The organism is Pseudomonas sp. GW823-FHT02C02, assembly GCF_058797635.1.
The window spans coordinates 248,290-260,818 of the sequence record NZ_JBXAJV010000002.1 but is presented as its reverse complement, the minus strand read 5'-3'; the positions used below and the strand labels follow the sequence as shown (position 1 = coordinate 260,818).

General features: G+C 60.6%; 13 protein-coding genes. 9 read left to right on the top strand and 4 right to left on the bottom strand.

Features of this window, described 5'->3' with window-relative positions; genetic code table 11:
- Positions 1-45 precede the first annotated feature (45 nt).
- Together AC1ROI_RS03910 and AC1ROI_RS03905 are read left to right on the top strand one after the other, a co-directional pair.
- Positions 46-861: a gamma-carboxygeranoyl-CoA hydratase gene (locus AC1ROI_RS03910; protein WP_102595258.1), complete on the top strand. Its 816-nt coding sequence runs from the start codon at positions 46-48 to the stop codon at positions 859-861.
- The gene (locus tag AC1ROI_RS03905) at positions 861-2,816 is read left to right on the top strand and encodes an acetyl/propionyl/methylcrotonyl-CoA carboxylase subunit alpha (protein ID WP_102595257.1); all 1,956 of its coding nucleotides are present in this window, start codon (positions 861-863) and stop codon (positions 2,814-2,816) included. Before AC1ROI_RS03910 ends, AC1ROI_RS03905 begins: the two co-directional genes overlap by 1 nt.
- Positions 2,817-2,855: 39 nt before the next feature.
- Here AC1ROI_RS03905 and AC1ROI_RS03900 read toward each other — a convergent pair whose 3' ends face one another.
- Positions 2,856-3,503, bottom strand: coding sequence for a LexA family protein (locus AC1ROI_RS03900; RefSeq protein ID WP_077749758.1), 648 nt, complete (start codon positions 3,501-3,503; stop codon positions 2,856-2,858).
- Between the two features lie 129 nt (positions 3,504-3,632).
- Between AC1ROI_RS03900 and AC1ROI_RS03895 the strand changes: the two genes are divergently transcribed.
- The gene (locus tag AC1ROI_RS03895; RefSeq protein WP_010458773.1) at positions 3,633-3,971 is read left to right on the top strand and encodes a DUF6124 family protein; all 339 of its coding nucleotides are present in this window, start codon (positions 3,633-3,635) and stop codon (positions 3,969-3,971) included.
- A gap of 483 nt (positions 3,972-4,454) precedes the next feature.
- Complete coding sequence (locus tag AC1ROI_RS03890) at positions 4,455-5,606, top strand: M14 family metallopeptidase (protein WP_102595256.1); 1,152 nt, start codon at positions 4,455-4,457, stop codon at positions 5,604-5,606.
- Positions 5,607-5,649: 43 nt separating this feature from the next.
- Here AC1ROI_RS03890 and AC1ROI_RS03885 read toward each other — a convergent pair whose 3' ends face one another.
- The gene (locus AC1ROI_RS03885; protein WP_010458769.1) at positions 5,650-6,195 is read right to left on the bottom strand and encodes a cytochrome b; all 546 of its coding nucleotides are present in this window, start codon (positions 6,193-6,195) and stop codon (positions 5,650-5,652) included.
- Positions 6,192-7,283: a catalase family peroxidase gene (locus AC1ROI_RS03880; protein WP_077749755.1), complete on the bottom strand. Its 1,092-nt coding sequence runs from the start codon at positions 7,281-7,283 to the stop codon at positions 6,192-6,194. Before AC1ROI_RS03880 ends, AC1ROI_RS03885 begins: the two co-directional genes overlap by 4 nt.
- 158 nt (positions 7,284-7,441) lie before the next feature.
- Between AC1ROI_RS03880 and AC1ROI_RS03875 the strand changes: the two genes are divergently transcribed.
- Both AC1ROI_RS03875 and AC1ROI_RS03870 read left to right on the top strand, forming a co-directional pair.
- A complete protein-coding gene (locus tag AC1ROI_RS03875) occupies positions 7,442-7,948 on the top strand; it encodes an RNA polymerase sigma factor (protein ID WP_010458766.1) in 507 nt (168 codons plus the stop codon).
- Positions 7,945-8,697: an anti-sigma factor family protein gene (locus tag AC1ROI_RS03870; protein ID WP_102595255.1), complete on the top strand. Its 753-nt coding sequence runs from the start codon at positions 7,945-7,947 to the stop codon at positions 8,695-8,697. The genes AC1ROI_RS03875 and AC1ROI_RS03870 overlap by 4 nt, the downstream gene beginning before the upstream one ends.
- A gap of 64 nt (positions 8,698-8,761) precedes the next feature.
- On the opposite strand, the gene AC1ROI_RS03865 is transcribed toward AC1ROI_RS03870, so the two are convergent.
- Positions 8,762-9,598, bottom strand: a complete 837-nt coding sequence (locus AC1ROI_RS03865) for an IclR family transcriptional regulator (protein ID WP_102595254.1) — start codon at positions 9,596-9,598, stop codon at positions 8,762-8,764.
- Between the two features lie 244 nt (positions 9,599-9,842).
- Between AC1ROI_RS03865 and AC1ROI_RS03860 the strand changes: the two genes are divergently transcribed.
- Genes AC1ROI_RS03860 through AC1ROI_RS03850 form a run of 3 tightly spaced genes read left to right on the top strand, consistent with a single transcriptional unit; the run spans position 9,843 to position 12,529 of the window.
- Positions 9,843-10,862: an ABC transporter ATP-binding protein gene (locus AC1ROI_RS03860; RefSeq protein WP_010458760.1), complete on the top strand. Its 1,020-nt coding sequence runs from the start codon at positions 9,843-9,845 to the stop codon at positions 10,860-10,862.
- Positions 10,859-11,728, top strand: a complete 870-nt coding sequence (locus AC1ROI_RS03855) for an ABC transporter permease (RefSeq protein ID WP_010458758.1) — start codon at positions 10,859-10,861, stop codon at positions 11,726-11,728. The genes AC1ROI_RS03860 and AC1ROI_RS03855 overlap by 4 nt, the downstream gene beginning before the upstream one ends.
- Before the next feature lie 6 nt (positions 11,729-11,734).
- Positions 11,735-12,529: an ABC transporter permease gene (locus tag AC1ROI_RS03850; RefSeq protein ID WP_077749753.1), complete on the top strand. Its 795-nt coding sequence runs from the start codon at positions 11,735-11,737 to the stop codon at positions 12,527-12,529.

Sequence of the window (12,529 nt, the reverse complement as noted above, 5' to 3'; positions counted from 1 at the left end):
GGCAAGCCTCGCTCCCACAGAATAGAGTTGTGGAGACGGACAAACATGAGCGACTTCAACACCCTCGAACTGCTGACCGACCCACGAGGTTTCGCGACCCTGTGGCTCAGCCGTGAAGAAAAGAACAACGCATTCAACGCCGAGATGATCCGCGAACTGATCCTCGCACTGGACAAAGTATCAACCGATGCCAGCCTGCGGTTTCTGCTGGTGCGCGGCCGCGGCAAGCATTTCAGCGCCGGTGCCGACCTGGCCTGGATGCAGCAATCGGCCGAGCTCGATTACCACACCAACCTCGACGACGCCCGGGAACTGGCGGAATTGATGTACAACCTCGCCAAGCTGAAAATCCCAACCCTGGCCGTGGTGCAAGGCGCGGCCTACGGCGGCGCGCTGGGCCTGATCAGTTGCTGCGACATGGCGATTGGCACCGATGACGCGCAGTTCTGTCTGTCAGAAGTGCGCATCGGCCTGGCACCGGCGGTGATCAGCCCGTTCGTGGTGCAAGCCATCGGCGAGCGCGCAGCACGCCGCTATGCCCTGACGGCTGACCGTTTCGGCGGGCAACGGGCGCGGGAAATCGGCCTGTTGTCGGAGAGCTATCCGGTCGCTGAGCTGGAGCAGAACGTGGAGAAGTGGATCGACAACCTGCTACTCAACAGCCCGGCCGCCATGCGCGTCAGCAAGGACTTGCTGCGTGAAGTCGGCAACGGCGCGCTGACCCCGGCGCTGCGCCGTTACACCGAGAATGCCATCGCCCGCATCCGCGTCAGCCCCGAAGGCCAGGAAGGTCTTCGGGCTTTTCTGCAAAAACGTCCGCCGAGCTGGCAAGCACCGACCACCCCCAAGGAGCCGCGTTGATGAGCGCACCTGTGATTAACTCTCTGCTGGTGGCCAACCGTGGCGAAATCGCCTGCCGGGTGATGCGCACCGCCAAGGCGTTGGGCCTGACCACCGTGGCCGTGCACAGCGCCACTGACCGCGACGCCCGGCACAGCCGCGAAGCGGATATCCGCGTCGACCTCGGCGGCAGCAAAGCCGCTGACAGCTATCTGCAAATCGATAAATTGATCGCTGCGGCCAAGGCCAGCGGCGCTCAGGCGATTCACCCCGGTTATGGCTTTTTGTCCGAGAACGCCGGTTTCGCCCGCGCCATTGAAGACGCTGGCCTGATCTTCCTCGGCCCGCCCGCCTCGGCCATTGACGCGATGGGCAGCAAGTCGGCCGCCAAAGCCTTGATGGAAACCGCCGGCGTGCCCCTGGTGCCCGGCTACCACGGCGAAGCCCAGGACTTCGATACCTTCCGCGATGCCTGCGAACGCATCGGTTATCCGGTGTTGCTCAAGGCGACAGCGGGTGGCGGCGGCAAAGGCATGAAAGTGGTTGAGGACGTCAGCCAGCTGGCCGAAGCCCTGGCCTCGGCGCAGCGTGAAGCAAAATCCTCGTTTGGCGATTCGCGGATGCTGGTGGAGAAATACCTGCTCAAGCCGCGTCACGTGGAAATCCAGGTGTTCGCCGATCAGCACGGTAACTGCCTGTACCTCAATGAACGTGACTGCTCGATTCAGCGTCGCCATCAGAAAGTCGTCGAAGAAGCGCCCGCTCCCGGCTTGAGTCCGGAACTGCGTCGCGCCATGGGCGAAGCTGCCGTGCGTTCGGCACAGGCCATCGGCTATGTCGGCGCCGGCACCGTGGAGTTTTTGCTGGATTCGCGCGGCGAGTTTTTCTTCATGGAGATGAACACGCGTCTGCAGGTCGAGCACCCGGTCACCGAAGCGATCACCGGCCTCGATCTGGTGGCGTGGCAGATTCGTGTGGCGCGCGGTGAAGCGTTGCCGATGACTCAAGAGCAGGTTCCGTTGATCGGCCATGCGATTGAAGTGCGGCTGTACGCCGAAGACCCGAGCCATGATTTCCTGCCGGCCACCGGGCGCCTGGCGTTGTATCGCGAATCGGCCGAAGGTCCGGGACGTCGGGTCGACAGCGGTGTGGAAGAAGGCGACGAGATCTCGCCGTTCTACGACCCGATGCTCGGCAAGCTGATTGCCTGGGGCGAGGACCGTGAGCAGGCGCGGCTGAGATTGTTGAGCATGCTCGATGAGTTTGCGATCGGCGGGCTGAAGACCAACATCAACTTCCTGCGCCGGATCATCGCTCACCCGGCATTCGCTGCGGCAGAACTGGATACCGGGTTTATTCCGCGTTATCAGGAGCAATTGTTGCCAGAGCCTGCGGACCTCAGTGATGAGTTCTGGCAAGCCGCCGCTCAGGCGTTTGCCCAGAGCCAGGCAGGTTCTCCGCGTGCTGATGACCTGAGCTCGCCTTGGGCTGTGGGCAATGGTTTTCGTGCTGGACTGCCGAGGGAAATCACCCTCCACCTCAGTTGTGAAGGACAGGACCGGGCGCTGACGCTGGGTAACGTTGATGCCCACACCGCACAGCTCAAGGGCGAACAGCTGCTGACCGAGCACAACGGCGTGCGCCGCCAGCACCGGGTCATTCGCCGTGGCGAGGTTGTGTATCTGCAGTGGGAAGGGGAATTGCGCCGCATCGAGGCTTACGACCCGATCAGCGCCGTCGAAGCCAGTCACAGTCATCAGGGTGGGCTCACCGCACCCATGAACGGCAGCATCGTGCGCGTGCTGGTCGAGGCTGGGCAAACGGTTGAGGCCGGTGCGCAACTGGTGGTGCTGGAAGCGATGAAGATGGAGCACAGCATTCGCGCGCCCCATGCTGGGGTGATCAAGGCGCTGTACTGCCAGGAAGGCGAGATGGTCAGCGAAGGCAGTGCGTTGGTCGAACTGGAAGAAGCGTGAAATGAAGATCGGTCCTACGCATTGCGAGGACCGATCTGATTAGAATTTGGCCGTTGCCTGAACCACCACGCCGAGGATTCGACACTCTTCGGTGAAAAGGGCTTTCGGATATGTCGGATTGAGCGGGACCAGGTAACGCTGCCCGCCCTCTTCGATCAGCTTGCGAAAGATCGCTTCAACACTGCCCGCCCATTGCGCGATCACCAGCTTTCCGGGTTCCGGCACAATGGCCGGGTCCACCAGGATCATCATGCCTTCGGCAATGCTGATTCCGCTGGGCGCGGTCATCGCGTCGCCGACCACCTCGAGCCAGAAGGCCGCGCCCTGAGCGTGGTAATCGGTCAGTTCGAAACGCGGCTTGCCGTAGACCGATAGCTCACCGTCACGCAGCTGCGCAGGCTCGCGCCAGTCACTGACCGGGTAACGGAAGTACGGGTTGTACTTTTGCGTCAGGGGCATCTCGTCGTCCGGTACGACCAAAGGCTCCCGAATGACCATCGCCACTTCCAGAAAATCCATCCCGAGCGCCCGCAAGACACGATTCATGTCTTCGATGCTCGGCTGACGGCGCTTATTCAGCCAGTGACCCACACCGCCCTGGGACATCCCGAGGCGATCGGCGAGTACTTCCTGAGTGACTTTCAACTCACTCATCTTGGCTTTGACCAACTCAATCCATTTATCCATGGGCGGCACGATACGTGGCGGACTCCGGGCAACAAAACACAAATTGTAGTATTTAAATTCTCGTCACAAATACAGTTAGTACTAGGATTGGTTCACGGATCTGAATCTATCACGGAGCTTGCCATCGCCATGACGTTACCCCGCAATGACCTGTCGGATATGCAAATGGACACCACCCTCACCTCGCCCAAAGGCAACGCCGCCGCGCAAAAAGCCTTGGACTATTACTTGAAACCAACTGTGTCAGAAGCGGTGGTCGAGGAGCGATTTTTTGATGTGAACCCTGCGGTCAGCGGTGAAGAAGCGCTGGTGCATGCGTCGGATCTGTTGCGCTGTGCCGCAGCGACCGCCTACGAGTCGGCCAGCAACTTGCACGGCGCAAGTCGGGACCTGGCCTTTTCGACAGTGCATATGATCGATATGGCCAAGGCGATGATTGATCGTTCTTTACAGGGTCAGCGCGTTTGAGCCGGACGCACTTTTGAGGAAAGACGGGAAAGAATTTTCCAATCGAGCAGATAAAATCATTTGACTTGCAAACGAGAATGATTATTATTGCATGCGGCTGGTCGCGAGATCAGTCGATGGACCAAGAGACCTTAGGTCGGTCTCCTGGACTATCTCCTCATCAGGCTAATCACGGTTTTTGACCCGGCTTTTTGCCGGGTCTTTTTTTGCCAGTTATTCTGGCTTTGGCTTCAGGCTAATGAAGTCTTCAGGTGTTGCGAATTCGATTGGCGCGGATGATATCAAAAGAATATCCATTGGCAAGAGAAGCCCGGCATCATTGGCCCAAACTAATGAAAAATAGCGCTTGAGAATCAATCACACAGTCTCTAAGCTGCGTCTGCGTCAAGGAAGACGCCCCCCTTTTACCCCGCAATTTCCCCCGGTTCTTCCCTTCCCAGCGTGTAAAGTAGCAGCCATAAAAATCATATTCAGGAATCGACTATGACCGTGGCTAAATCCTCATTCGACATCAGCGCAAATTTCGACAGCGGCAACATTGAAGTGCTGGACATCAGTAATCCACTTCAAGCCCTGCTGGCCATCAAACCGGACACCCGCAGCCAGCATTTCCAGTGGTTTCATTTCAAGGCCAGCGGTCTGCATGTCGGTCAGGAGCACTGGTTTCGTCTGAACAATGCCAGCAAATCCTCGTACAACAAGGCTTGGGACGGTTATCAGGCGGTGGCGTCCTACGACCACGTCAACTGGTTCCGCGTACCGACCATCTTCGAAGGCGATTGCCTGCGCTTCAGCCTCGAAGCGACGGCCACCCACGCCTGGTTTGCCTACTTCGAACCCTACAGCCGTGGCCGTCACGACTGGTTGATCGAACAGGCGCTGACCAAGGCTGGCACCGAACTGCTCGCCACCGGCAAAAGCGTGGAAGGTCGTGACATCCAGTTACTGCGTAAAGGCAGCGGCGCCGAAGGTCAGCGCAAAGTCTGGATGATTGCCCAGCAACACCCCGGCGAACACATGGCCGAATGGTTTATGGAAGGCGTGATCGAACGCCTGGAAAAGCACGACGACCCGGTACTGAACAAACTGCTGGCCAGCGCCGACCTGTACCTGGTGCCGAACATGAACCCGGACGGCGCCTTTCACGGTCACTTGCGCACCAACGCCATGGGCCAGGACCTCAATCGCGCCTGGCAGAGCGCCAGCCAGGACATCAGCCCGGAAGTGCTGTTCGTTCAGCAGCAGATGGAAAAGTACGGCGTCGACTTGTTCCTCGACATCCATGGCGATGAAGAAATCCCCTACGTATTCACCGCCGGTTGCGAAGGCAACCCGGGCTACACGCCGCGGATCGAAAAACTCGAAGAGCATTTCCGCAGCCATCTGAAACACTTGACCAAGGACTTCCAGACCAAGCACGGCTATACCCGCGACGAACCGGCCAAAGCCAACATGACGCTGGCCTGTAACAGTGTCGGTCAGAAATTCGACTGCCTGTCGCTGACCCTGGAGATGCCCTTCAAGGACAACAACGATGCGCCGAACGCCTTGACCGGCTGGTCGGGCAAGCGCTCCAAGCAGTTGGGCAAGGACGTGCTGACGACCGTTGCCGATATGATCGATACCCTGCGCTGATCGCCCTCGATGGCTGCATGCCCGGCATGCAGCCATGATGCCTTCAGCCGCGATCCTTCCCGCGCAACATGCTGTCCAGCACATCATCACGCCGCACCCAACCGTGAAACAACGCTGCCGCCAGATGCAGCAACACGGTCAGAAACAGCAAATACGCCAGATACCCGTGAGCCTTGCGCAAAAACGCAAACATCTGCGCATTGGCGGGCAGGATCGACGGCAACTGGAACGAATTGCTGAGCATCACCGGATCCCCGGCCGCTGAAATCATCGCCCAGCCCAGCAGCGGCAAAATGAACATCAACGCGTACAACAAGACATGCGAAGCCTTCGCCGCCAGTGCCTGCCATCCGGGCAAATCCGCCGGCAACGGTGGTTGCCGAGTGGAAAAACGAACGACCAGGCGCACGATCACCAGCAGCAGAATCGCAATCCCCAACGGTTTGTGCAGATGGATCAGCCACTCATGCCGCTCGGACACCGAGGCCACCATGCCTGCGCCGATAAACAGCATTGCAATGACCATCAGCGCCATCAGCCAATGCAGCAGCCGCGCCAACGGCGCGAAATGATTCGGTTGAGCACTCATTGATGAGCCTCCTGTTTAGCGTTGGCGGCAGGCAACTGTTTGACTTCACTGGTGCGGCGCAGATAGGAACTGGCGTACCCCGCCGAGCGAGCGGCGAGCAATGGGTCGTCGGAGCCTTCGATACCGGCCGGCAATACGAGCGGGTCATAGTTGATGTCGCGGCATTCGCCATCGAGTTGCGGCTGGGTGCGTTCCAGCACCAAGGTGCCGGCATTCACCACTTTGCGACCGTCAGGCCAGGCCTTGCTGGCGTCGTTGACCGGATCACCGGGGTTAGCCAGGGTGATGTTCAACTGCCAACGCAGCGGCCCGGCGGATAAACGCTGAACCAGGTCTTTTTCAAGAAAGTCAGCCCCTTCAGGCGCCGTGGCACCCGCAGCATCCTGGGCAACCGGCGTCATGCTCCAGCGCACCGCTTGGCGCTGGCCGGCCGCGTTCACCAGGTAAAACGCGTTGACGCTGTTGTACGTCTCCGTCGCATAGCTGGCCGAAGGCTTGGCCGTCTTGATCCAGGCCAGGAATGGCGCGGCTTCCGGGTGAGCGCCAAAGAACGCCGGAACTGCCGCAGGATTGGGCTTGCCGGTGGCCGGATCCGGCGATTGTGCTTGCTGCAATTGATAGAACGCTTCAGGCGTACCCACCGGGAACACCGGCATGCTGTTCATCCCGGTGCGCCATTGCTGGCCGTTGGCCTGGGTAAAACGCAACGCCATGCTGCGGATCGGGACGCTGCTGTCAGGTGCATAGGGATTGCCGGCGGGCAACGCGAAACGCCCGACCACTGGGGTCTGCGCCTCGTTGAAGACCTGGGCGCTGGAATAGCTGCGCGCCTCGCCACTGCTTTCGAAATGCCCGATCACGCACACCCCTTTTGAGTGGTTACGGCGAAATCCGGGGTGCACGCCGTTGTTGGTTTCCAGCACATTGATCAGCTTTTTCGGCGTCAGGCGGTGTGGGTCGAGCGTGCCGTTGACGTAGGCAAAAGCACCGGCCAGCGCCGCGACTACCACGGCAATGCCGCCCAGGCGTAACGTCAGGCTTGCAGCACTCAGCGGTGGCCGGGTGGGCGGTGATGAACGATCTACCATGAATGACTCCAGGGCCATCGGCCACAAGTGAGAAGAACCAAGCAGACGTACGCCACAGCGCTTTATTCCATCGCCCGGTATTTATTTTTCCGGACGTGGAATAACCTCCAATGCCGGGCGTCTTCCTAGTCCACAGCGTAGTGACTAGTCAGAACTTCATGAACGATATCGACGAACAACTCAGAGAAATCATTCCCAGGTTGCGACGGTTTGCCGTGTCGCTGACCCGCAATCCCAGCAGCGCCGACGATCTGGTGCAGTCGAGCCTGGAGCGCGCCCTGTCGAGCTGGGGCGACAAACGCCCAGAGGGCGACTTGCGCGCGTGGTTGTTTTCGATCCTTTATCGGCAGTTTCTCGACGCCCACCGGCGCTCCCGGCGTTATGCGCGGATGCTCGAATTCTTTACCGGTCGTGACGATGCGCAACCGTCGGTAGAACGTACCGTGCTCGCCCAATCGACTCTGCAAGCCTTCGACCAACTCACCACCGAACAGCGCGCGCTGCTGCTCTGGGTGTCGGTGGAAGGTTTGAGTTATAAAGAGGTCGCCGAGATTCTCGACGTCCCCACCGGCACCGTGATGTCCCGCCTGTCCCGCGCCCGTCAGGCCCTGCGCCAACTCAGCGACGGCGAAATCACCAGCCCTTCTCTGCGGATACTCAAATGATCAGCATGCCCCCGAGCGAACGCGACCTGCACGCCTACGTCGATCATCAACTCAATGACGCCGACCGACGCCTGGTCGAGACTTACCTGGCCAGCAACCCTCAAACCGCCGCGCAAGTGCGCGCCTGGCAGCAGGACGCCCAGCACCTGCGCGCGGCCATGAGCGGCGCGTTGCACCATACGGCCAACCCGGACCTCGACCCGGCGCTGATTCGCCAGCGGATCAAACGCCAGTCGCGCCGTCATCTGGCCAGCGCCGCGGTGCTCTTGATCGCCGTCAGCGTCGGTGGACTGAGCGGCTGGCAGGCGCGGGAAATGACACTGGTCAGCGCGCAACCGCCGATGACCGATGCCCTGCAGGCGTACCGCTTGATCGCCCAGCAAGGCATTCTGCCGGCCGACTTCAAGGTCAGCGACGACGGTGACATGCAGGCCTGGCTCGACCGTTATTTCACCCGCGCCAATCGACTGCCGGACCTGACGGATTCGGGGTACAAGCCGGTCAGTGGTCGCTTGCTCAGCACCGAGCAAGGGCCGGCAGCGATGGTGGTTTACGAAGACCAGGGCGGTCACAAGATCAGCTTCTACGTGCGACCACCAGGACCGAAAAACAACCTGCTGCCTCGGGGCAGTCGCAGCGATGGCGAGTTGCAGGCCGAGTATTGGTCCGGCGCCGGCTACAACTATGCGATGGTCAGCCCGAGCGATACGCCGGCGGCGCAGAAGCTCAAGCAAACCACCCAATTCTGACCACCACCGCATTCCCCTTGAGGCTCACTCATACAGGGGAGCGGCGGTTATTTGGAGAATGCGCTCAGCCCTGCCCGAACACCTGCGAAGGCCTACGCAGCAGCGGATCAAACGGATTGATCCGCGGCCCGATCAGCGCCGCTTCGCGCTTGAGCATCTCCACCACCGTCGGCAAACGATCCGGCCCCAGGCGATCACTCACCGTGGCCACGCTCAACGCCGCCACGGCCCGTCCTTCCCGATCGAGAATCGGCACCGCCACGCCGGCCATGCCTTGCAGTACGCCAGTGTTGCGCCCGGCGTAACCCAGCGCGCGCACGTTCTCGACTTCCGAACGCAGGAACACCTCGTCGTACAGGTGAAAATCCTTGAGCCGCGGCAAGTTGTAATGGATCACCGTATCGCGCTCTTCTTCCGGCAGAAACGCCAGAATCGCCAGACTGCCCTGGCCGACGCCCAGCGCCACCCGCCCGCCGATATCACCGGTAAAGGTGCGGATCGGGAACGGCCCTTCACTGCGGTCCAGGCAGATTGCATCAAACCCGCTGCGCGCCAGTAAAAACAACGAATCCCCCAACGAAGCCGACAGTCGCAGCAACGACGGTCGCACCAGTTCGCGCAGATTCCCGGTGTTGCCGGCCCGCGCCGCCAACGCAAAAAAATCCAGGCTCAGGCGATAGCGTTTGCTGCGAGCGTCCTGTTCGACCATGCCTTCGTCCATCAGGCTGCGCAACAAACGATGCGTGGTCGGTTGCGACAAGCCGATACGCTGGGCCAGTTGGGTCACACGCTCCCCGCCCTCGACGGCGTCACCCAGACTGCGCAACACGGCAAACAGTCTGGACACAGCCCCGACACCGACTTCATTTTTGTTTTCGTTCCGTTCAGTGGAATCAGACATGTGATTACTCGACAAAAAATTTACTCACTGAATGAAACTGAAAATAGTCATCGCTTCAGTGAAATAGGCCATTGAGCCCATCCTATTCTTCGTCCTACTCTGCGTCCAGACAGGGGCGATTCGAACAACAGCGGCAGCCGACTGAAGTCGAGCGCCAACGCACCCCGCAACATCTTTTCGTATCTGCCCATACAAAAAAGCGCGCCTTCGGGCGACGCATAACAATCTCAGGTGGAGCGCAGTCATGGCTTTTGTGCAACTTGAAGGACTCGGCAAACGTTACGGCGAGATCGACGCCGTCGTCGCCACCAACCTCTCGGTCGAGAAAGGCGAGTTCGTGTCCCTGCTCGGCCCCTCCGGCTGCGGCAAAACCACCACCCTGCAAATGATCGCCGGCTTCGTCGAAGTCAGCAGCGGACGCATCCTGCTCGACGGTCGCGACATCACCCACGCCAAACCCGCCAGCCGCGGCTTGGGCGTGGTGTTCCAGAGTTACGCGCTGTTCCCGCACATGACTGTCAAAGACAACGTCGCCTTCGGCCTGCGGATGCGCAAAGTGCCAGGCGCCGAGTTGCAGCAACGAGTGGATCGGGTGTTGAAACTGGTGCGCCTGAATCAGCACGCCGAGCGTTACCCACGGGAACTCTCCGGTGGCCAGCGTCAGCGTGTCGCGCTGGCCCGGGCGCTGGTGATCGAGCCTCCCGTGCTGCTGCTCGATGAACCGCTGTCCAACCTCGACGCCAACCTGCGCGAAGAGATGCAGTTCGAGATCCGCCGCATCCAGCGTGAAGTCGGGATCACCACGTTGATGGTCACCCACGATCAGTCCGAAGCACTGTCCATCAGCGACCGCGTGGTGGTGATGCAGGCCGGGCGCATCACCCAGATCGACGCGCCCTACACCCTTTATGAACACCCACGCACCGAGTTCATTTCCGGGTTCGTCGGCAAAGCCAATTTGCTGCCCGGCGAGCGTGATGGCGCGGGCGTGGTCCAGGTGCAAAGGGGCGGTGAACTGACCCTGAGTCTGCGCCCGGAAAAAATCGATCTGCGGGAGCACGGCCAAGGTCGGCTGCAAGGCCAGATCGTCAGCCGTTTCTTCCTTGGCAGCCAATGGTTGTACGGCGTCTCGACGAACTTGGGCGAACTCAGCGTGGTGCGCCGCAACGACGGCTCGGCACCCTTGACCGAAGGCACAGCAGTCGGACTCGATTGGGACGCGACCCTGCTGCGGGTACTGAGCGTGGATGAGGTGCCGGCATGAGTACGCTTGCTGCCATCCGCCAGGGACGCCAGGGGTATTGGCTGTCGGCACCGGCCCTGGCGTTGTACCTCGGCCTGCTGATCATCCCGCTGCTGCTGACTCTGGTGCTGTCGTTCAACGTCTTCGATTACAGCTCGGGGATCAACGGCGACGCCTTCACCCTCGACCACTACAGCAGCTTGCTGGGCGATCCGTACTTCTACGAGATCTTCCTGCGCACGATGTGGATCAGCGCCCTGACCACCCTGCTCTGCGTGGTGATCGGCGTGCCCGAGGCCTACATCCTCAGCCGCATGGGCGCACCCTGGCGCTCGATCTTCCTGATTCTGATCCTCACGCCGTTGCTGATTTCGGTGGTGGTGCGTGCCTTCGGCTGGAGCCTGCTGCTGGGTGCCGACGGGCTGGTCAATCAGACGCTGCAAGCCTTCGGCGGTTCGCCGATGAAGTTGCTGTACACGCCGTTCGCGGTGGTGATTGCGCTGGTGCACGTGATGCTGCCGTTCATGATCATTCCGGTGTGGACCTCACTGCAGAAGCTCGACCCCGCCGCCGAGCAGGCCGCGCTGTCGCTGGGGGCCAGCCACTTCACGGTGATGCGCCAGGTGGTGTTGCCGCAGATCATGCCCGGCGTGCTCTCGGGCACCTTGATTGTGTTTGGTCTGGCCGCCAGTTCGTTCGCCATTCCCGGCCTGCTCGGCGGACGTCGCTTGAAGATGGTCGCCACGTTGATCTACGACCAATACCTGTCGGAGCTCAACTGGCCGATGGGCGCGGCCATCGCGGTCGCGCTGCTGTTGCTCAACCTGCTGATCATGCTGTCGTGGAACCGGATGATCGAAGGCCGCTACAAGAAGTCATTGGGATAACTCGTCATGTCCAAGAACGGTCCTTTCGCCCTGCTGTTCCATGCCCTGGTGGTGCTGTTCATGCTCGCGCCGCTGGTGGTGGTGTGCCTCGTTGCCTTCACCCCGGAAAACACCCTGAGCCTGCCGACCACCGAGTTTTCGTTGCGATGGTTTCGTGCGGTGTTCGAGCGTGCCGACTTTGTCGATGCGTTCTACAACAGCCTGATCCTGGCGTTCTGCGCGGCCAGTATTGCCACGCTGATTGCGGTGCCGGCGGCGCTGGCGATCACGCGTTTCGAGTTCCCCGGACGGGACTTTCTCAACGGCCTGTTTCTGTCACCGATCATCATTCCGCACCTGGTATTGGGCGTGGCGTTGTTGCGTCTGTTTGCGCTGATGGGCGTCAACGGCAGTTTCGCCTGGCTGATCTTCGCCCATGTGCTGGTGATCACGCCGTATGTGCTGCGCCTGGTGTTGGCGTCGGCCATTGGCCTGGACCGCAGCGCCGAACACGCCGCGCAGTCGCTGGGTGCCGGACGCTTCACGCTGTTCCGGGAAATCACCTTGCCGATGATTCTGCCGGGGGTTGCCGGGGGCTGGCTGCTGGCGTTCATCAACAGTTTTGACGAGGTCACGCTGTCGATCTTCGTCACCTCGCCGGCCACGCAAACCCTGCCGGTGCGCATGTACGTCTACGCCACCGAGTCCATCGACCCGATGATGGCGGCGGTGTCGGCATTGGTGATCGGCCTGACCGCGCTGACCATGATTCTGCTCGATCGGGTGTACGGCCTGGATCGGGTTCTGGTGGGTAAACAATGA